This window comes from Taylorella equigenitalis ATCC 35865 (assembly GCF_000276685.1).
Lineage (GTDB): Bacteria > Pseudomonadota > Gammaproteobacteria > Burkholderiales > Burkholderiaceae_B > Taylorella > Taylorella equigenitalis.
This window is the reverse complement of the sequence record NC_018108.1, coordinates 642,958-663,097: the sequence shown is the minus strand read 5'-3', so window position 1 is coordinate 663,097 and position 20,140 is coordinate 642,958. Positions and strand designations below refer to the sequence as shown.

Annotated in this window: 17 protein-coding genes and 1 tRNA gene; 9 read left to right on the top strand and 9 right to left on the bottom strand. The window is 36.4% G+C overall.

The annotated features are described in order from the left end of the window. The first annotated feature begins 147 nt into the window (after positions 1–147). From trxA to KUI_RS03080, 3 genes are all read left to right on the top strand, one after another. Positions 148–465, top strand: coding sequence for a thioredoxin (gene trxA, locus KUI_RS03090; RefSeq protein WP_013522380.1), 318 nt, complete (start codon positions 148–150; stop codon positions 463–465). A 72-nt stretch (positions 466–537) separates the two neighbouring features. Then, complete coding sequence (gene rho / locus KUI_RS03085; RefSeq protein ID WP_013522379.1) at positions 538–1,794, top strand: transcription termination factor Rho; 1,257 nt, start codon at positions 538–540, stop codon at positions 1,792–1,794. A 55-nt stretch (positions 1,795–1,849) separates the two neighbouring features. Continuing rightward, a tRNA-Ile gene (locus KUI_RS03080) sits at positions 1,850–1,926 on the top strand. A gap of 112 nt (positions 1,927–2,038) precedes the next feature. Here the strand turns inward: KUI_RS03080 and thiC are convergent. Genes thiC through KUI_RS03045 form a run of 7 tightly spaced genes read right to left on the bottom strand, consistent with a single transcriptional unit; the run spans position 2,039 to position 9,704 of the window. Then, complete coding sequence (gene thiC, locus KUI_RS03075; protein WP_013522378.1) at positions 2,039–3,913, bottom strand: phosphomethylpyrimidine synthase ThiC; 1,875 nt, start codon at positions 3,911–3,913, stop codon at positions 2,039–2,041. A gap of 30 nt (positions 3,914–3,943) precedes the next feature. Then, a complete protein-coding gene (locus tag KUI_RS03070; RefSeq protein ID WP_013522377.1) occupies positions 3,944–4,984 on the bottom strand; it encodes a glycosyltransferase family protein in 1,041 nt (346 codons plus the stop codon). Then, entirely contained in the window at positions 4,981–5,508 is a 528-nt protein-coding gene (locus tag KUI_RS03065) for a phosphatase PAP2 family protein (RefSeq protein ID WP_013522376.1), read from the bottom strand. Before KUI_RS03065 ends, KUI_RS03070 begins: the two co-directional genes overlap by 4 nt. A gap of 27 nt (positions 5,509–5,535) precedes the next feature. Continuing rightward, positions 5,536–6,132 carry a D-alanyl-D-alanine dipeptidase gene (gene ddpX / locus KUI_RS03060; RefSeq protein ID WP_014840280.1) on the bottom strand — a complete coding sequence of 199 codons (597 nt, stop codon included), beginning with the start codon at positions 6,130–6,132 and terminating at the stop codon, positions 5,536–5,538. After that, on the bottom strand, positions 6,129–7,481 hold the full coding sequence (locus KUI_RS03055; protein ID WP_014840279.1) for a tryptophan--tRNA ligase: 1,353 nt from the start codon (positions 7,479–7,481) through the stop codon (positions 6,129–6,131). Before KUI_RS03055 ends, ddpX begins: the two co-directional genes overlap by 4 nt. Next, positions 7,478–8,461 carry a hypothetical protein gene (locus tag KUI_RS03050; RefSeq protein WP_014840278.1) on the bottom strand — a complete coding sequence of 328 codons (984 nt, stop codon included), beginning with the start codon at positions 8,459–8,461 and terminating at the stop codon, positions 7,478–7,480. The genes KUI_RS03055 and KUI_RS03050 overlap by 4 nt, the downstream gene beginning before the upstream one ends. A 1-nt stretch (position 8,462) precedes the next feature. After that, positions 8,463–9,704 (bottom strand): hypothetical protein, encoded by a 1,242-nt coding sequence (locus KUI_RS03045; RefSeq protein WP_014840277.1) that lies wholly within the window; start codon positions 9,702–9,704, stop codon positions 8,463–8,465. Positions 9,705–9,874: 170 nt separating this feature from the next. Between KUI_RS03045 and acnB the strand changes: the two genes are divergently transcribed. The 4 genes from acnB to efp are packed head-to-tail and all read left to right on the top strand — an operon-like array spanning position 9,875 to position 15,411. Next, positions 9,875–12,466: a bifunctional aconitate hydratase 2/2-methylisocitrate dehydratase gene (gene acnB / locus KUI_RS03040; RefSeq protein ID WP_013522371.1), complete on the top strand. Its 2,592-nt coding sequence runs from the start codon at positions 9,875–9,877 to the stop codon at positions 12,464–12,466. Then, a complete protein-coding gene (locus KUI_RS03035; protein WP_013522370.1) occupies positions 12,467–13,672 on the top strand; it encodes an aminotransferase-like domain-containing protein in 1,206 nt (401 codons plus the stop codon). Next, positions 13,673–14,815 carry an elongation factor P maturation arginine rhamnosyltransferase EarP gene (gene earP, locus KUI_RS03030; protein WP_014840276.1) on the top strand — a complete coding sequence of 381 codons (1,143 nt, stop codon included), beginning with the start codon at positions 13,673–13,675 and terminating at the stop codon, positions 14,813–14,815. Between the two features lie 41 nt (positions 14,816–14,856). Then, positions 14,857–15,411, top strand: coding sequence for an elongation factor P (gene efp / locus KUI_RS03025; RefSeq protein WP_013522368.1), 555 nt, complete (start codon positions 14,857–14,859; stop codon positions 15,409–15,411). A 72-nt stretch (positions 15,412–15,483) separates the two neighbouring features. On the opposite strand, the gene KUI_RS03020 is transcribed toward efp, so the two are convergent. Further along, positions 15,484–15,969, bottom strand: coding sequence for a YajQ family cyclic di-GMP-binding protein (locus tag KUI_RS03020; protein WP_013522367.1), 486 nt, complete (start codon positions 15,967–15,969; stop codon positions 15,484–15,486). Positions 15,970–15,980: 11 nt separating this feature from the next. Beyond that, a complete protein-coding gene (locus KUI_RS03015) occupies positions 15,981–16,439 on the bottom strand; it encodes a DUF1178 family protein (RefSeq protein ID WP_013522366.1) in 459 nt (152 codons plus the stop codon). Positions 16,440–16,587: 148 nt separating this feature from the next. Between KUI_RS03015 and KUI_RS03010 the strand changes: the two genes are divergently transcribed. Beyond that, positions 16,588–17,847: an aspartate kinase gene (locus tag KUI_RS03010; RefSeq protein WP_014840275.1), complete on the top strand. Its 1,260-nt coding sequence runs from the start codon at positions 16,588–16,590 to the stop codon at positions 17,845–17,847. 172 nt (positions 17,848–18,019) lie between these two features. Then, entirely contained in the window at positions 18,020–20,113 is a 2,094-nt protein-coding gene (locus tag KUI_RS03005) for a TonB-dependent receptor domain-containing protein (RefSeq protein WP_014840274.1), read from the top strand. Positions 20,114–20,140 lie beyond the last annotated feature (27 nt).

The window sequence follows — 20,140 nt, the reverse complement described above, 5'->3', positions numbered from 1 at the left end:
TCGACTATTGTAAGAAAAAAACGTAAAATTTGCTAAATGCTATATGATTTATCTAGCATACTATTATAATTATTGGATTCACACGAATTATAAAAATTAGAATTCAATACCTCCCATTCTCATCCTTCATCTTTATGTGAGATTAATATGATTAAAGAAGCAAATATAGATAGCTTTAAAGCTGATGTTTTAGAATCAACTAAACCTGTGTTGGTTGATTTTTGGGCTCCTTGGTGCGGTCCTTGCAAGATGGTTGCACCTATTCTTGAAGAATTAGATTCAGAATTAACAGATAAAATTTCAATCGTAAAAGTTAATGTTGATGATAATCAAGATTTAGCCGCACAATTTGGAATCCGTAGCATACCTACTCTTATGCTATTTAAAAATGGAAATCAATCTGCAGTTAAAGTAGGTGCCGTAACTAAATCTGACTTAACTAATTTTATTAACACAAATATTTAATTTTTTCTAAGTGGCTTAATTCGTAATTCTATACGTTATTCTCCTTAAGCCACTTTCACCTTTTATTCAAAAATGCATCTTAACGAATTAAAAAACCTTCACGTATCTCAACTTCTTGATATGGCCTTAGGCCTTGAAATAGAAAACGCAAACCGTTTCCGTAAGCAGGAACTCATGTTCCAAATCATGAAAAAAAGAGCTAAAAACGGTGAACAAATTTTTGGTGATGGAGTCCTTGAAGTATTGCCAGATGGCTTTGGATTCCTGCGTTCTCCTTACTCCTCTTATCTAGCAAGCACTGATGATATTTATATTTCCCCATCTCAGATGCGCAAATTTAATTTGCACACTGGTGATCATATTGAAGGACAAGTAAGGGTACCAAAAGATGGAGAACGTTATTTCGCATTAGTTAAAGTTGAAAAAGTTAACGGTCTTGAACCAGAAAAAGTTCAGCACCGTATTATGTTTGAAAATTTAACACCACTTCATCCAGATGAGCCTTTACGACTTGAAAGAGATATTCGCAGTGAGGAAAACTATACAGGTAGAATTTTGGATATCTTTGCACCAATAGGAAAAGGACAAAGGGCGTTAATCGTTGCCAGCCCAAAATCTGGTAAAACCGTTATGATGCAGCATATAGCTCATTCCATCACAGCTAACTATCCCGAAGCCACTCTGATTGTATTGTTAGTAGATGAGCGTCCAGAGGAAGTTACTGAAATGCAGAGAACTGTTAGAGGCGAAGTTGTAGCCTCTACTTTTGATGAGCCTGCGACTCGACATGTTCAAGTTGCTGAGATGGTTATAGAAAAAGCCAAAAGACTTGTTGAGCTTAAAAAAGATGTTGTTATTTTGCTTGATTCCATCACCCGCTTAGCTCGTGCATATAATACTGTTGTTCCCTCATCAGGTAAGGTTCTAACAGGCGGTGTGGACGCAAATGCACTTCAAAGACCAAAACGATTTTTTGGTGCTGCTAGAAATATTGAAGAAGGTGGCTCTCTTACTATAATCGGTACCGCTTTGATAGAAACTGGAAGTCGCATGGATGAGGTAATCTATGAGGAATTCAAGGGAACCGGCAACTGTGAAATACACCTTGAGCGTAGACTTGCAGAAAAACGCGTTTATCCTGCAATCAATCTTAATAAGAGCGGTACACGTCGTGAAGAACTTTTAATGCGACCTGAAGACCTACAAAAAACTTGGGTACTTCGTAAGTTTATACACGATATGGATGAAGTTGAGGCTATGGAATTTATCATGGATAAAATTCGTGCTACGAAAACCAACGAAGAATTCTATGAGCTTATGAAAAAATAGTTATTCAAAGTTTTACAAAAATATTAAATGCTTGTATAATCTATTTCTTTTTTTACCTCCTGTAGCTCAGTTGGTTAGAGCAGAGGACTCATAATCCTTTGGTCGCTGGTTCAAGTCCAGCCGGGAGGACCATATATTAAGCCCCATTATTTTGGGGCTTTTTTTATAAGTATGCGTGCAATTTATCGTTAAATGCTAATGGCACAGATGGATTCATAGATTGTATCTGTGATGGGCACCCAACTTAACTATATATCTTAGATCCTCTTTTTATAAATTCTATCGATTTCTCTTCCATCCCTTCACGCATAGTGGTTGCATCGTGTTTTAACTCCTGAGAAATTTTCATGGAGCAAAATTTAGGTCCGCACATTGAACAAAAATGTGCCGTCTTTGCTCCTTCGGCTGGCAATGTCTCATCGTGAAAGCTCTCCGCCCTTTCAGGATCAAGCCCAAGCCTAAACTGATCGCGCCACCTAAATTCAAATCTTGCTTTTGATAATGCATTATCTCTAATTTGAGCTCCAGGCCACCCCTTTGCAAGATCAGCAGCATGAGCAGCTAATTTGTATGTAATAATGCCTGTGCGAACATCTTCTTTATCAGGCAAGCCCAAATGCTCTTTAGGAGTTACATAACAAAGCATAGCGGTACCATACCAACCTATATTAGCTGCTCCAATACCTGAAGTAATATGATCGTATCCTGGGGCAATATCAGTTACCAAAGGTCCGAGAGTATAAAATGGAGCTTCGTAGCAATGCAAAAGCTCTTCTGTCATATTTTGCTTTACTCTTTGAAGTGGCACATGGCCAGGACCTTCAATCATCACTTGTACATCGTGCTTCCAAGCGATATTAGTAAGTTCACCTAATGTATACAATTCACTAAATTGTGCTTCATCGTTTGAATCAGCCACACATCCAGGTCTTAAACCATCACCTAATGAAAATGAAACATCATATGCTTTCATAATTTCACATATTTCATCAAAATGCGTATATAAGAAATTTTCTTTGTGATGAGCAAGACACCATTTTGCCATAATTGATCCACCACGTGACACAATGCCCGTCACTCGATTTGCGGTCATAGGTATAAACGGTAAACGCACTCCTGCATGAATAGTAAAATAATCAACGCCTTGCTCCGCTTGTTCTATCAGAGTATCTTTAAATAACTCCCAAGTTAAATCTTCTGCGATACCTCCAGTCTTTTCCAAACACTGATAAATAGGAACTGTCCCAATAGGTACTGGAGAATTACGAATAATCCACTCTCGTGTTTCATGAATGTGCTTACCAGTGGATAAATCCATAATAGTGTCTGAGCCCCAACGTAACGCCCAAACCATTTTTTCAACTTCTTCAGTAAGACTTGAACTTACAGCAGAATTTCCTAAATTTCCGTTTATTTTGACCCTAAAATTACGTCCAATAATCATAGGTTCAAGTTCTGTATGATTTATATTTGCTGGAATTATTGCACGCCCAGAGGCAACTTCGTTACGTACAAATTCAGGTGTAATTTCATTGGGATGTTTAGGAATATTTGCCCCAAAAGATTCCCCTGGATGTTGCTTTATAAGCGAAGCGTATCGTGCATCATCATAAAGATCTTGTAACTTCATCTGCTCACGTAGGGCCACATACTCCATCTCTGGTGTAATAATACCCTTACGGGCATAGTGCATCTGAGTCACGTTTTGACCAAATTTAGCCCGTCTTGGTTTTGTGATGGTCTTAAATCTAAGATGATCGGCAGACGAATCCTTAAGCCTCTCATTGCCAAAGTGACTACTTAAACCAGATAAAGTCTCAACATCACCCCTTTCATCGATCCAATTTGCTCTTATATCTGGCAAACCTTTTTTTAAATCAATACTAGATTCTGGATCACCGTACATACCACTTGTGTCGTAAACAGGTATGGGTGGATTCAGCTCCTCACCACGGTCGGTAATAGTAGAATCTTGATGAATTATCCTGTATGGAACTCTAATATCTGCTCGAGTCCCTTCTATAAATTTTCTTTCAGAATTAGGATAGGCGAATTGAATCCTAAGAGTTTCACTTAATTGTTCAAGTTCTTGAGATTCATTTCCGAAATTTTTTGCCATATATTATCCTTTTTGGATTTTCAAATGGGCTTAGATTTTAACATTATAGGTTTGGGCCCAAAGATCATCAGAGAGCTTTTGAGTAGTAGAGAAATCGCCCTTCTTAAGCCATCTAGATACTTCAAGTGCGACGTTAGGAAAAACGGCCTTTGGCGGATCGGGTTTGGCAATCCATGAACGAATTACTTCAGCTTCTAAACTATGTACTACGGTAGCTCGATTCAATAATTTTAAAACTGCTGCATTCGACTGTTGTTCTGTATGTGATTTTAAAGGTATCGTTAGGATATTTTTACCCAGGACCATTGCCTCACTACATAAACCAAAGCCAGAATTTGAAATTACACCATCACAGTGAGCAAAATCAATTGGAAATGTTTCACGACTAAGCGGTTTAATTTCTATATTTGCCTTTGTGTAGGGTTGATTTATTTTTGTGTACAAAACAAATTTTTGCTCAGGAATTTGAACAAAAACATCTATCAGCTTTTCCAATGAATCTATAGGCAAATAAACTAAAGTAAACCCATCATTTTTTGTTTCTATATCGGAATGCAAACTAATTAAGGGTGGCAATATCGGATAACCAAAACTATCCCAATGAACCCCCAGCCTATGCTTTGCAGGTGCAAAAAATTTTAAGCCTGCCCTAAATCCTATTGGAAAATCATAATCTGCTATAGGGTATGACAATGCATACTGATGAGATAAACCCACCGATGGAACACCTGCACGTCGAGCTGCCCATGCCGATATGGGTTCAAAATCATTAAGCACAAACTCGTACTTATCTAAGTGTCGAGCTAGAGATATGTAATCCCTAATAAATTCAATAGGTCTGGATTTAAGTACAGTATTTGTTATAGAAACCTTATCGCCTTTATATTCAAAGGTAAATCCGTGTCTAGTAATAAAGTCCCCAAACTGAGCCATATCGAAATAAGCATCTTTAGGTCGACCACTAAAAATAAAATCCACCTCAAAGCCTTGATCAATTAAATAAGGCAGCATCTGACGAGCCCTAGTTATATGACCATTACCCGTGGCCTGAACGCCATATAGAATTTTCATTGTGCCACCACCAGTGCAATCCATGCCGACAATTTACCAAGCAATGCACCTGCAACAATATCTGTTGGATAGTGAACGCCCAACAAAACCCTTGATAATCCTATTAGACAAGCCAATGTATACACTGGCAATGTAAACGGAGGGAAATATATGCTAACCATAGTTGCAAATACAAATGCAGCTGCAGTGTGTCCTGATGGAAAGCTAAAAGTATCTTTAGGAATAACCACAGCAGATACGTGTTCGTACGTTCTAAAAGGTCTGTCTCGCTTAATGCTATTTTTAATAAACCAGTAAAGAGGTAACTCAATTGAATATGCAATACATCCAATCAAAAACATCTGTACCCCATGGTCACCACCCAAGATTAAAAATAAAACACCAGAAATTACATAAAACTGACCATCTCCCAGCTTAGAAATAAGCCTGCTAGTTTTAGTAACGTACTTAATCTGATTTAGCGAAAGCAACCAAAAAAAGAATCGCAATTCCAATGCACTAGTTTCTGGAAGTGGGAATTTCATCCAATAAGTCTCAATGTGTTTTTCAATCTAGTTTACACCTATTAAATCCGATTTAATAAAAGGATATATATTTGAATTCGGTAACTGAAAATGCCACCACTCGTATTTTATTTCTTTAAAACCTGCATGAAGCATAATACCCATAAGCAACAATCTATTCTTTTTAAATTCTGTGGGTAAATCTGGACTATCCATGTGTGATAGGTCGGTCATTTCATCAAAACCAGTTCCCATTGCAATTTCACAACCATTGGAATCAAGCAGCCCTAAATCAACAGCAATCCCACGTGTGTGATTAGACCCAGTTGTGTACGGATTCGAAATATATTTATCATCAGGCAGAAAAGCCCAAAGTCTCTCTTGAGCTTCGTAAGGCCTATAAGCATCAAAAATTATTAACATATAACCCGCAGACTGGGCATGCAAAGCCGCATTCATGAGCTTTTGTGCAGCTTCTGGATGAAGAGCACAGATTGGATTTTTATAAATCTCAGACCCTGTTATATTTTCCTTAGTTGCGTATGCCAATGAAATTTTTACAGGAAACTCTTCTTCACTAATAATAACGAGTTCTTCCTTATTAGGACCAACCCAAACGTTTTTGAATGTGTGATTTCTGATCATTTATTTTTGATTTGATCAAGTGCCCTTTGAATTGACTCCAACACCTGTTCTGAAGAAAAATTTAGCTCCTTGTTTATAGTGGCAATGCCCTCTCCCTCAACACTCAAGACAGAATCGGCAACCTCTAAACTTTCAGCTTGTAGTAAATTTTTGGAAGACATAGCTGCAGATTTTGGATCTGAAAACGGTTTAGAAACTAGAAGCTCCATCCCATCTGCAGAGATTAACTTCCATTTAAATGAATTATCCTGATCTTTAAAACTTAAAAATTTTGATGATTTCTTATTTTTTTTCTTTGATTTATCCGATTCTGTTTTACACACTGAACCAAAGGAGGACAATCCAACCGCCTCCCTAACCTTATCTAAAAGTGGTCGAGCATAATCTATAGCTTTTTGTGCCCCCATTTTTAGAATATCTTCTAAATCATCAGGTTTAGAAATCAATGCTTCATACCGATCCCTCATGGGTGATAATAAGCCGTCAAGCAATTGGTATAGTTGCTCTTTAGCTTCTCCCCAGGACAAGCCATCTTGAAGTAACTTTTTAAAGGAATATGTTTGTTCTAAGCTTGCAAATGCCTTATAGATCATAAACAGATGAGATGTATCAGGATCTTTAGGTTCACCTGGTAGCTTAGAATCGGTTTGAATTTGCTTAATGGTTGCGAGTAGTTGTTTAGACCCACCTTCAAAAAGAGGGATTGTGTTGTTATAACTTTTAGACATTTTTCTGCCATCTAACCCTGGCAATGTAGCAACTTCCTCATCAATCTTAGCTTCAGGTAAAACAAAAATATCCTCATCCTTAGCGTAATGATGATTGAATCTTTGTGCTATGAATCTAGTCATTTCAAGATGTTGAACTTGGTCTTTGCCAACAGGAACTTCATGTGCATTAAAAAGCAAAATATCTGCAGCCATTAGGATTGGGTAGGAGTAAAGCCCCATGCTTACACCCTCATCCACATCCAATTCACGCTCAACATTTTGATCATAGATTGCTTTATATGCATGAGCCCTATTCATGAGCCCCTTAGGTGTCATACAGGTCAGAATCCACGACAATTCCGTTGTAAACGGCACGTCAGACTGTCTGTAAAATATAGTAGTTTCTGGGTCTAAACCAGCAGCCAACCAAGTAGCAGCTATCTCAAGTCTAGATTTAGAAACTCTTTTTGGATCATCACATTTAATTAAGGCGTGATAGTCTGCTAAAAAATAAAAAGCTTCGATTTCAGGATTTTTACTAGCTTCTATAGCTGGTCTTAGGGCACCAGCATAATTACCTAAGTGTGGAGTTCCTGTTGTTGTAATTCCAGTAAGTACTCTTTTTTTATTTTTATTCATCTAACAATGTATTTGTTGAAAATTTCTGTTGTGTTGCTTATTTTGAATTGTAAAGCTCGTAGTAACTGACCAGCACTATGACCATTTAATTTATTAAATGGATAATATTCTGCAAGTTTAGTTATGTTATAACCTCCCCCAGGTGATATTGAGAAGTTAACATCTTTTTCTCGTGCCAATAAAAAATTATGAACGGGTTCGCATAGCTCTTCTGGGTTTTTATATTCAAAACTATTCAATATATTTGGGCAATGTAATTTATGCATATAGTTTCTAGCATGATTTCTATTGCCCTTTATAAGTCCAGCATCTTCAATATAAATCTCACTATTAACAATTTGAATTAGAGCTAGCTGTGATCCTAATAGGATTTGAAGCTCAGCATCAGAAATGGGTTTTTCTTTATCATTTGATTTAGGCGAAACTTGCTTATCAACTTGGTCCAAAAATGGATTTACATTTTTTATGGTGGTGTTAAAGTCAAAATTAAGTCCACCTTGTTGTTCTATATCTAACTGAATTGAAAGTAGATCTTCGATATAACTATTTTCTACATGAAGTTTCGCATCCATCGCAGGAATATCCCTTAGTACAAAAGGTTTAAGTTCCTGATATAGATTCTTTAAAACATAAAAATAAGATTTTCCATTTGAGTCGGTTATATCCTCTGCAAGAATATCAAATTCAAATGTTCGTCTTACTCTATTAAAATTCTTTAGGGATATTTTTTCTATATATAGTGGTTGAGGCAATACCTCTGGAAAGTTAATTACTAACTTCTTAACTGTGGCAGTTTTACTAAATGATGCATCAATTGACTTCCATTTAATTTTGTCCTCCCAGCCTACAGATTTAACAAGTTCCTTAGCCTGGGAGTTAACTTTATAACTAAGCCAGTAGTTAGCCCCAAACCACCCTACCACTAAAAGTAGTAGGATGGCAATGATTCCGTAAATTAATACTGACTTTTTAACTTTCATATTAGTTAGTGATGCTTAATCCCATTTCATTAAAGATAGCTTTAAAGTCAGGGTTTGGTGAAGCAAAAACTGACATAAGTTTAGACACTTGATATGGAGAAGATGGTTTTATTTTAATTTTTAAATCTTGGCTTTTGCCAGAAAGTAAATTAGAGATTGGTTCACATAATTGATTACTATCTAAGTTTACTTTAAACATAGCTAATGATTGAACGCAAGTATTTATATCAAAGCCTTGAACTGGAACACCAACCGCTTTAATTAAACCTTTATCTTCAAATTCAATATCTAAATCATGAACACTCATAGGAGTCAAAAGTGCAATCATGCGATTTGTATCCTCTGCAACAGTAGGATCTTCTGCCAATGCTTTATAGAAAGAATTGATATTACCAACTTTACCTGAAGATTTAATTGTAAATAAGCCAGGTTGTACGATATCACCTTTTGCTACAGCTTCGTCTGCAGATATATCTCTTTCGACTTTTTGATAGAATTCAAGAGGCTCTAATGATGTGATACCAGCAGCCGCAAGTTGCTTTTGACTTTCATCATCAAACATAAATGGGTGCTTACCATCAATTGTCACGTTTTTACCTTTGATTTCGTAATTGTATCCGCCTTCAATAGGCTTAAATTCTAAGACGTCTATGTTTTCAAACTTAAATGGCTTAGCTTCACCTGGGCTTTTGAAAACTACATTGTTTAATCTTACGCCTGAACCTTCAAGATTAGTTTTAGATTCCCAAGTTAATTCGCCTTCTTTATAATTTTTAGCAACGAACTCTTGAATATTTTTATACGTTTCATCAGAACTAGAACCACCAAACAAAGATCCCAAACCACCTTTTTCTTCTTTAGGTTCTACTTTTTGGTCTGTTGTAGTAGTTGTGGTTGTTGTGTTATCACCTTTAGGTTGAACTGTAGTTGTAGTTTGTTTTTGTTCTTGAGTAGTTTGTTTATCTTTTTTTGCGAACCCAAAGAAATAAACAACAGCAAATGCAACAAGAAAAGCAACAATCATTAATAGAATAGAGTTTTTCTTTTTAGGTGGTTGTGGATTGTTTGTACCAAGATTTTGATTGTTAAGTGTATTATTTTGTTTAGGAGCTTGATTTGGGTGTTGTTGATTTGGAATGAATTTAGCATTAGTTTTGTTAGAAACATTTTGATTTAGAATATTAGCATTCACATTATTTTGTGAAGGCTGATTGTTTTTAGGAGGATTAGTTTGATCGTTCATGGTTGAATCCAAATGAGAAATTTATAAGCTTCTTACTTTAATTGCGTTTTATTACTATTAAATTAAAAAAGAGAGTTTTTAAAAACAATTTTATATTTTTGTTATTTAAATAATTCAATCATAACAATTTATAATAAGAAGTTACTTAAAATCAAATTATGGGATTTCAAATGCTTGAAACATATCGCACACATGAAGCAGAGCGTGCCGCCCTTGGTATTCCTGCTTTACCTCTCAGTGCTTCTCAAACTAAAGAACTAATTGAATTATTAAAAAATCCTCCTGCTGGTGAAGAAGACTACTTGTTAAATTTATTTAAAAATAGAATTCCTGCAGGCGTGGATGATGCTGCTAAAGTCAAAGCTGAATTTCTTTCTCGTGTAGCTTTTGGTGAGGAAAAACTTGATTTAATCTCCCCTGAGTTAGCCATTGAATTATTGGGTACTATGCTTGGTGGATATAATATAGACCCACTTGTTAAAGCTTTATCTGATGAAAAATTAGCCTCTAAAGCATCTGAAGCTCTTAAGAAAACCCTTCTTGTATTTGACTCTTTTAGCAAGATAGATGAATTAAGAAAGTCGGGTAATAAATACGCAGAAGAAGTTATAAATAGTTGGGCTGAAGCTGAATGGTTTACATCTAGAGATGCCCTTCCAGAATCTTTCAAAATTACTGTTTTTAAAGTTCCAGGCGAAACAAACACTGACGACCTATCCCCTGCTCCCGATGCAACTACTAGACCAGATATCCCCTTACATGCACTAGCCATGCTTAAAAATGCCCGTGAAGGTGCGGAATTCCAACCAGAGGAACCTGGTAAAAGAGGTCCTGTAGCGTTTATTGAGTCACTTAAGGAAAAAGGTAATCTTGTAGCTTACGTAGGTGATGTTGTGGGTACTGGATCTTCACGTAAATCTGCAACTAACTCAGTACTTTGGTTTACAGGCAAAGATATCCCGTTTATCCCAAATAAAAGATATGGAGGTGTTTGTTTAGGAGGAAAAATCGCCCCTATTTTCTATAACACCATGGAAGATGCGGGAGCATTGCCAATAGAACTTGATGTTTCTAAGATGGAGATGGGTGACGAAATTGAACTCCGTCCTTACGAAGGAAAAGCTATTAAAAACGGAGAAGTCATAGCAGACTTTGAAGTTAAATCTGATGTTTTATTTGATGAAGTTCGTGCTGGTGGACGTATTAATTTAATTATTGGTCGTGCATTGACCGCAAAAGCTAGAGAAGCATTAGGATTAGGTCCTTCCGAAGTGTTCCGTAAACCAGCTGAGCCTGCACCTAGTAATGCAGGATTTACATTAGCTCAAAAAATGCTTGGCCGTGCATGTGGTTTACCAGAAGGTCAAGGCATTAGACCAGGAACTTATTGCGAACCTAAAATGACTTCTGTTGGTAGCCAGGATACAACTGGTCCTATGACTAGAGACGAATTAAAAGATTTAGCCTGTTTATCATTTGCAGCTGATTTAGTAATGCAGTCTTTCTGCCATACTGCTCCATATCCTAAACCTATTGATGTAAAAACTCATCATGAATTACCAAACTTTATGAGCGATCGTGGTGGTATTGCTTTAAGAGTTGGAGATGGTGTTATCCATTCATGGCTCAATAGAATGATATTGCCAGACACTGTTGGTACAGGAGGTGACTCTCATACCCGTTTTCCAATAGGTATCAGTTTCCCTGCGGGTTCTGGTCTTGTTGCGTTTGCAGCTGCTACTGGAACTATGCCATTAGATATGCCTGAGTCTGTATTAGTTAGATTTACTGGAAAAATGCAACCTGGCATTACTTTACGTGATTTAGTAAATGCTATCCCTTATGTAGCTATTCAACGTGGGCTTTTAACAGTAGCTAAAAAAGGTAAGAAAAATGTATTTTCAGGCCGTATTTTAGAAATTGAAGGACTACCTGATCTTAAAGTTGAACAAGCATTCGAACTTACCGATGCTTCAGCTGAGCGTTCTGCTGCTGGATGTACTGTTGCACTTAATAAAGAGCCAATTATTGAATATCTAAAAAGCAACATCACCTTGCTTAAGGTTATGATTGCTAATGGCTATAAAGACGCTGAAACCATTAAACGACGTATCCGTGCTATGGAAGATTGGCTTGCAAATCCAGAATTGCTTAAAGCTGATAGTGATGCGGAATATGCAGAAGTAATAGAAATCAACATGGATGAAATTACTGAGCCACTTGTTGCTTGCCCTAATGACCCTGATGACATTAAAAAATTGTCTGATGTAGCTGGCACAGAAATTGATGAGGTATTTATTGGTAGCTGTATGACTAATATAGGTCACTTTAGAGCTGCTTCAAGACTTCTTGAAGGTAAAAGAGATATCCCAGTTCGTTTGTGGGTAGCACCTCCAACTAAGATGGATGAGCAACAACTTACAGCTGAAGGACATTATGGAGTGTTTGGTGTTGCAGGTGCACGTACCGAACTACCAGGTTGCTCATTATGTATGGGCAATCAAGCTCAAGTTCATGAGGGAGCTACAGTGATGTCTACAAGTACACGCAATTTCCCACATAGACTAGGCAAAAACTCAAATGTATTTTTAGGTTCCGCTGAATTAGCTGCTATTTGTTCAAAACTTGGACATATACCAACTCTTGAGGAATATCACCGTGATATAAATGTAATTAATGAAAACGGTAGTTCGGTATATCAATATATGAATTTTGACCAAATCAAAGAATTTGCTGACATAGCTAACACAGTTGAAGTCTAAATGAACAATATAAAATTTTCTAAGCGAGTAAATCTTGAGGAAGTATCTGTAATTAGAGAAATTCTTAAACTCACAGTGAATCCAGAAGTTATTTCTCTAGCTGGGGGGTTACCATCCCCAGCAGGTTTTCCTATCGAAAGAATTAAAGAAGCTTACAACAAAGTTCTAAACGAAAATCCATATACTGCTCTTCAGTACAACTCAGCAGATGGCTACAGTAAGCTTCGTGAATGGGTTGTGGAGTATATGCTCACTAAGGGTGCCCATATCAAACCGTCAAATGTTTTGATTGTTTCTGGATCTCAGCAAGCTTTAGATTTAATTTCTAAATTATTTATAGATGAAGGTTCAAAAATTCTAGTAGAAGCTCCTTCATATCTTGGAGCCTTGCAGTGTTTCGATCAGTATTTTCCTAACTATGTAACAGTCGCAACTGATGAGGGTGGCTTAATTCCAGATTCTATCGACGAATCATTAGCAAAAGATGCAAGATTTTTATATGCATTGCCAAACTTTCACAATCCTACTGGTAGAACGTTAAGCATTGAAAGACGGATTGATCTACTTAAAAAATGCTCTTCTCTTAACGTTCCTATTGTTGAGGACGACCCATATGGAGAATTAATCTATGACGGCGAGAGTTTACCTGGATTATATGCTCTTTCAGAAGAGCATGGAGGCACCGTCATACGCTTGGGTTCGTTTTCAAAAGTTTTATCTCCAGGTATGAGAATTGGGTATGTTGTAGCTGATGAAGACATTATTAATGCTTTGACTGAATTAAAACAAGCTACAGATTTACATACTTCGGTTATTACACAAATGGCTGTTTACGAAACTGTTAGGGATGGATTCCTTCAAGAGCATCTTCCAAAAATTCGAGACATCTATAAAAATCAATGTGGTTATATGTTGGAAGCTCTAGAGCAAAACTTTATTGATATGGATGCTAAATGGACTATACCTCAAGGAGGGATGTTTATATGGTTGACATTGCCACAGGAATTTAATGCCACTAAAGCTCTTATGTCTACTATAAATGACTATAAGGTTGCTTACGTACCAGGTAGTGCATTTTATGTTGCTTCAGATCCAGCTAAAGTCAAACATAATGAACTTCGCCTAAGTTTTGTGACAGTTACTGAAGATAAAATCCGTCGTGGTGTGGAACAGCTATCAAAATCAATCAAAAACTCTTTTTCTTAGATGACCCAAACACCTACAAGCATCGATATCTTCTGTAATGTGATTGATAATTACGGAGATATCGGTGTCAGTTGGAGACTTTCTAAGGCCCTACCCCTTTATATAAATCCTACTAAGGTTCGTTTCTTTACTAATAAAAAATCAACTTTTAAAACTTTAGTTCCAAAACTTAATGAAAAAAATATAGTTGTAGAATTTTACGAAGATCTTCATGATGCTAAATTTCAAGATCTTATACCAGCTGATTTAGTTATTGAAGCATTTGGGTGCGATTTACCTCAAACCTATATTAAAAACATGCCGTCCAATACAAAATTATGGATCAATCTTGAATATATAAGTGCTGAAAAATGGATAGAGTCATATCATTTGATGCCATCAATCCAAAAAAATGGTGTAAAAAAATTCTTCTTTATGCCTGGCTTCACTGCGAAAAGTGGAGGTTTACTTCATGCTGATTTATCTAATTGTGACTTTATAAATGATGAGTTTTCAAATAATTCATGCAGTAAAAGTCTATTAGATTGGATTAGCGAACATATTGGGGAAAGCTTATCGATTCACAAAAAAAATGGTGATGGAATCATCACGATATTCACCTACCCTCAGGCACCTATTTCTCGACTTATAGAGAAAATTCAAAGTTCAAAATTAAGAGACAAAAAAATTGCCTATCTCATCCCGAAAAGTGTATTCGAAAAATCGCCTTGCATAAGCAAAATACATTTAAATAAAAATCATCAGATATACGTTTGTGATTTTGTCCCACATTCAGATTTTGATTATTTATTAAGAGTAGGTAATCTTAATATTGTGCGAGGCGAAGATAGCATGGTTCGAGCTATATGGAATCACAGTCCATTTTTATGGAATATATATCCACAAACTGAAGACACACATTTAAAAAAACTAGAAGCTTGGCTTGAAATTGGTAAATTTTCTGATGATTATAAAAAAGCCACTTTATCTCTAAACAATCCGAAAATGCCTATTGAGAATTTAGTCAAATATGTAGAAAGTGTATTTGAAGACAAAAATGTAAATAAAGAATTTGATGATTTTAGGGATTATTGCCAAAATAAAGTACCCAACTTATGTAGAGAAATAAAGGATTTTTTTACAAAGATTACACAAAACAAGTAAAATACGGATTAGTTTTTTTCCATATCGGAGCCACTTTTTCTATGAAAACCGCACAAGAATTACGCGTCGGAAACGTTGTTATGGTTAACAATGAGCCGTTGGTAGTACAAAAAGCTGAATACAACAAATCAGGCCGCAACGCTGCCGTTGTAAAACTAAAATTCAAGAACTTATTATCCTCTTCTGGTTCAGAATCTGTTTATAAAGCCGACGAAAAATTTGACGTAGTGATGTTAGAGAAAAAAGAGTGTACATACTCTTATTTCGCTGACCCTATGTATGTTTTTATGGACGAAGAATACAACCAGCACGATGTAGAAGCAGATAATATGGGGGATGCTCTTAATTTCCTTGAAGAAGGTATGACTGTCGAAGTTGTTTTCTACGAAGGAAGGGCTATCTCAGTTGAATTGCCTACTATTATCGTTCGTGAGATTGTGTACACTGAGCCAGCTGTAAAAGGCGACACTTCAGGTAAAGTTATGAAACCAGCAAAAATCAATACTGGTTTTGAACTACAAGTTCCTCTATTTTGTAATATCGGCGATAAAATCGAAATCGATACCCGTACAAACGAGTATAGAAGTCGCGTATAAGTCGTTTACGATATTTCCAATTACAAAAAATCCCAACTTCATGGTTGGGATTTTTGCTTACAACACAAAAATTTAATCTCTAAAATTATTAAAACTTAAAGGTGCATCAGATATTTCTTTTTTTATAAGAGCGATAGCTTCTTGAAGAGTATCTCTTTTAGGGCCAGTAACTCTCACGGTGTCTCCCTGTATACTAGCCTGTACCTTAAGCTTGCTGTCTTTAATGGTCTTTACAATTTTTTTAGCCAGCTCAGAACTAACACCTTTAGTTATAGTTGCTAGCAATTTAATTTTGTCGCCCGAAATTTTCTCCTGCTTACCATATTCAAGAAAACGCAAATCTACATTTCGCTTTGCCATCTTGTTATGCAAAACATCTTTTACTTGATTTAGCTTAAATTCATCGTCTGCATATATAGATAAACTCAAATCCTTTTGCTCGATTCTAGAATCCGACCCCTTAAAATCAAATCTTGTAGAAATTTCCTTATTTGCCTGCTCAATGGCATTTTTAACTTCTATAGTGTCTGGTTCACTTACAACATCAAATGAAGGCATAAAAACTCCTACTAGTTAAGTTTCTTTTTAAAATCTGGGTCCATAAAATCTGGATATGCAAGGGTGGCAATACCCTCTTTCTCAAGCATCTCTCTTTGTTTAATCGATGCCCTACCCCTTACGGCTCTAGCGGGTTCCTCACCTTTGTGAATTCTGATAACTACATCAGTAAATCCATCCCCCACATCTTCAGCCGATGTAATTGCCTTTTCGATTGCTTTAAAAACTTCTGCAACAACTTCCTCTGTAATTGGAGATTCTGTGTTTACCTCAGGCTCAACCTTTGTAGTTTTAATAGTAGAAGAAGAAAAATGAGGTACAGAAACCGTTTTAAAAACTTTGGAGGTTTGGCAATGTGGACACTCAATTAATCCAAGACTCGCTTGCTTTTCTAAAGCTTCCAATGATTCAAACCAACCTTCAAAATCGTGACCATGCTCACAACTAAGGTTGAAAACTTTTAAACTCATAATTTATTCAAATTTCATCTAATTTTGTATTGTACTTTATATGAGGTTTTTTATATTTTTTTCAATGGAAATTGATGGATAACTATTCAATATAAGGGTTAAAAAGTTTAAAATAATAAGTTTTTAATAATAACAATTTAATCAACATATGTCTTTGATTGTTCATAAATACGGCGGAACCTCAATGGGTTCACTTGAGCGTATTAAAAATGTAGCTAAGCGAGTTGCTAAATGGTATGCCGCAGGTCACAAAATTGTGGTTGTTCCTTCTGCTATGGCTGGTGAAACAAATAGACTTTTAGGCATGGCTAAAGACATAAATGAATTAGCAGATAGACGTGAATTAGACATGCTTGCTGCTACGGGTGAGCAAGTTAGTAGTGCCCTCTTAGTCATTGCCCTACAAAACGAAGGAATTCCAGCTAGAAGCTATGCAGGTTGGCAGTTACCCATACGTACGGATAAGTCATATACAAAGGCTAGAATAGAATCTATTAATGGTGACAGAATCAAAAAAGACCTAGATAAAGGTAAAGTTGTAGTTGTTACTGGATTTCAAGGCGTAGATGAAGACGGTAATATCACAACTTTAGGTAGAGGGGGCTCAGATACCTCAGCCGTTGCCATCGCTGCAGCTATTAAAGCAGAAGAATGTTTAATATTTACTGACGTAGATGGAGTCTACACTACAGACCCTAGAATTGAGCCAGAGGCACGTAGAATGCCATTTGTATCATTCGAAGAGATGCTAGAGATGGCATCTTTAGGCTCAAAGGTACTTCAAATCCGTGCGGTAGAATTTGCAGGTAAGTATCATGTACCATTACGTGTTTTATCGTCATTAACCGATCCAGATATGGATCTAGAAGTTGAAAAAAATTCAGGCACATTAATCACACTTGAGGATAGTTCAAATATGGAAGCAGCTGTTGTATCTGGCATCGCATTTAGTAGAGACGAAGCGAAAATCACCCTCTTAGGGGTACCAGATAATCCTGGGGTAGCCCATAGCATTCTAGATCCAATTGCTCAGGCAAATATTGATGTAGATATGATTATTCAAAACACTTCAGTTGATGGAACTACAGATTTCTCATTTACTATTAATAGAAGCGATTTTGCAAGAGCACGTGAAGTTATAGAACAAATTGTAAGTTCTATAGGTGCTCGTGAGATGATAGCCGACGATAAAATCGCAAAAGTTTCTATCGTGGGTATTGGCATGCGCTCCCACAGTGGTGTGGCGGCTAAGATGTTCCGTGCTTTATCGCAAGAGGGTATAAATATCATGATGATCAGCACTAGTGAAATCAAAACTTCGGTTGCTATTGAAGATAAATATATGGAACTTGCAGTTAGAGCTCTGCACAAAGCATTTGAATTAGATAAAGAGCCTTCAAAACATTAATATTTAACTTATTTTTAAGCCCTCTGAAATGAGGGCTTTTTAATTTACATTAAACTGTTCTTTAATTGCCTTTACCAGGATAACAATTTCAAAAATAATTTAACAATTTAAAAGACCCAATGTTATGATAATGATTCTCATTATCATTTTCATTTTTATTTAAGGGTTTTTGATGAATTTCAAGTTTACTGCCCCCTCTTTGCTTGCCGTCTTATCGGTATGCTCTTATGCACAAAATAATATAACGCCCAATAATCAAGCTACTATCTCTAATATTGACGTAATTGGTATCAAAATAACAGACAACGATGTAACAGTTGATGATGAAGATATTCATCTGAAATCTGGTGGCGATTTACAACAAAGCATCAGAACAATGCCTGGTGTATTTACTAATCAAAGTAGCAATCAACCTGGTATTGAAATTAGCATTCGTGGCTTAAGTGGGTACGGACGCATAAACACAATGATTGATGGTGTACCTCAAAATTTTAAAAATGTTTCTGGTCATACCTCAAGTGGCAATAATCTCATATACATTGCTCCCGAACTTGTAAGCGGTGTTAGTGTAACTAAGGGAGTTGTGTCTGGAGCTCATGGAACTGGTACCTTAGGTGGTTCCGCAAACATCCAAACATTAAGTGAAGATGATTTGTTAGCTTCCTCTAACTCTGGAGGACTGGGTAGAATTCAATTTGGCAATAATGGTGCAGATGCTCAAGGTTTACTCGCAATAGGTCATAGATTTACAAATGTTGGAAGCGAAAAGGGAACATTAAGCTTTGTTGTAGCTGGAGCTTTTAAAAATGAAGACAACTACAAAACTGGTGAAGGTAAAAACTTATCAAGTAGTAATTCATCATCTAACTCCCCTCTAAGTGGTTTATTCAAAATACGATACAAGCCAAATGAAAAGCACCAATTTGATATAGGTTCTATTGTTTATAAAAATACTTTTAATAATTCGAATTACGAATGGGATGTTAAAAACACAACATTAACAGCTCAGTATGCGTATACACCTAATACTCCATTAGTTAATTTATCAGCCAATTCCTATTACAACAAAACAGTACTCGACTATGCAGAAGGAATCGGTGGAGGATACGCAGGTCGAAAAATTGAAAATAGTACCTGGGGATTTAACATTAGCAATACATCCTATCTCAATACTATTAATCAATACGATTTAAGACTCAATTATGGAGTTGCATGGGATCATAATTCCTATATCCCTAAGCGAAAACGTGGTGGCAACCATCCAGGCAAAATGGATAAAGCAAGTGTATTTACTGATATGCAGTGGCAGCTTGGCAAAATCTCACTTTTAGCAGGTCTACGTTATGATTATTTCAGACTTAATGGTTATCGTCCACCCTACCCTCCTGGTATTGCAGGTTGTCCGTCTTCAGCTTCTATGTGTGGGGATTTATGGGAGCATATTTCAGACAGTAAAGTATTGCCAAACATAGGATTTAAATTTGACATAGTAGATGGTCTAAGCTTTTATGGTATGTATGCACGCACATATCGTCCCCCTAGCACACACGAAGTTTTTTATGCGGGAACTCCTTTTAGAAACCAAAAAGGAACTGGTGCTACGAATAATCTAAAACTTAAAGGCGAGACCAGTGATGGTTTTGACTTAGCTTTGTCCTACCAACACAATAATGTTTTGTTTAAGGATGATTATTTAAATTTTCGTTTAGGCTATTTTAATAATCGAATAAAAGACTTTATTTTTAATGATATCAATGAAGTTGAAGGGCTTCCGTACCCATTAGCTATGTGGGTTAATTCTAAAAGTGATGTGCATACGAAGGGCTACGAATTATCCTTTAATTACGATGCCCATTTAGTATATCTAGACATAAGCTATTCCAATAACAAAATTACCAAACAACCTATTGGTTTAGGAACGGGAATTAATGGGGGTACAGCAAGCATTGCCCCGGAAACTATATGGACTGTAAATTTAGGAACTCGTTTATTAAATGAGAGACTTAATATCGGGGCTAGACATCGTCAATATAGCAGTAGTAAAGCTGCGAAGGGGCAATTTACAGATGAGTCTTATTGGAAGGAACTACCAGGTTATAGCCTTTTAGACCTTTACGGGGATTTTAAAATCAACAAGAACATTGATATTTACTTTACTATCGAAAACCTTGAGGATAAAAAATATGGTTATGCCGGTTCCATGACCTATGAATCCGAAACAGGTCGAGGACGCACTTTTAAAGCAGGCGTTCAAGCTAGATTCTAAATATTCAACTCTCTCATACTAACTTCT

What these genes read in the sequence shown, in the direction of transcription:
- earP (WP_014840276.1), top strand. Translation starts at nt 13,673, where the DNA reads ATGACCCAAACACCTACAAGCATCGATATCTTCTGTAATGTGATTGAT.
- KUI_RS03055 (WP_014840279.1), bottom strand. Translation starts at nt 7,481, where the DNA reads ATGAATAAAAATAAAAAAAGAGTACTTACTGGAATTACAACAACAGGA.
- acnB (WP_013522371.1), top strand. Translation starts at nt 9,875, where the DNA reads ATGCTTGAAACATATCGCACACATGAAGCAGAGCGTGCCGCCCTTGGT.
- thiC (WP_013522378.1), bottom strand. Translation starts at nt 3,913, where the DNA reads ATGGCAAAAAATTTCGGAAATGAATCTCAAGAACTTGAACAATTAAGT.
- KUI_RS03045 (WP_014840277.1), bottom strand. Translation starts at nt 9,704, where the DNA reads ATGAACGATCAAACTAATCCTCCTAAAAACAATCAGCCTTCACAAAAT.
- KUI_RS03035 (WP_013522370.1), top strand. Translation starts at nt 12,467, where the DNA reads ATGAACAATATAAAATTTTCTAAGCGAGTAAATCTTGAGGAAGTATCT.
- KUI_RS03020 (WP_013522367.1), bottom strand. Translation starts at nt 15,969, where the DNA reads ATGCCTTCATTTGATGTTGTAAGTGAACCAGACACTATAGAAGTTAAA.
- KUI_RS03070 (WP_013522377.1), bottom strand. Translation starts at nt 4,984, where the DNA reads ATGAAAATTCTATATGGCGTTCAGGCCACGGGTAATGGTCATATAACT.
- rho (WP_013522379.1), top strand. Translation starts at nt 538, where the DNA reads ATGCATCTTAACGAATTAAAAAACCTTCACGTATCTCAACTTCTTGAT.
- KUI_RS03050 (WP_014840278.1), bottom strand. Translation starts at nt 8,461, where the DNA reads ATGAAAGTTAAAAAGTCAGTATTAATTTACGGAATCATTGCCATCCTA.
- KUI_RS03005 (WP_014840274.1), top strand. Translation starts at nt 18,020, where the DNA reads ATGAATTTCAAGTTTACTGCCCCCTCTTTGCTTGCCGTCTTATCGGTA.
- ddpX (WP_014840280.1), bottom strand. Translation starts at nt 6,132, where the DNA reads ATGATCAGAAATCACACATTCAAAAACGTTTGGGTTGGTCCTAATAAG.
- trxA (WP_013522380.1), top strand. Translation starts at nt 148, where the DNA reads ATGATTAAAGAAGCAAATATAGATAGCTTTAAAGCTGATGTTTTAGAA.
- KUI_RS03015 (WP_013522366.1), bottom strand. Translation starts at nt 16,439, where the DNA reads ATGAGTTTAAAAGTTTTCAACCTTAGTTGTGAGCATGGTCACGATTTT.
- efp (WP_013522368.1), top strand. Translation starts at nt 14,857, where the DNA reads ATGAAAACCGCACAAGAATTACGCGTCGGAAACGTTGTTATGGTTAAC.
- KUI_RS03010 (WP_014840275.1), top strand. Translation starts at nt 16,588, where the DNA reads ATGTCTTTGATTGTTCATAAATACGGCGGAACCTCAATGGGTTCACTT.
- KUI_RS03065 (WP_013522376.1), bottom strand. Translation starts at nt 5,508, where the DNA reads ATGAAATTCCCACTTCCAGAAACTAGTGCATTGGAATTGCGATTCTTT.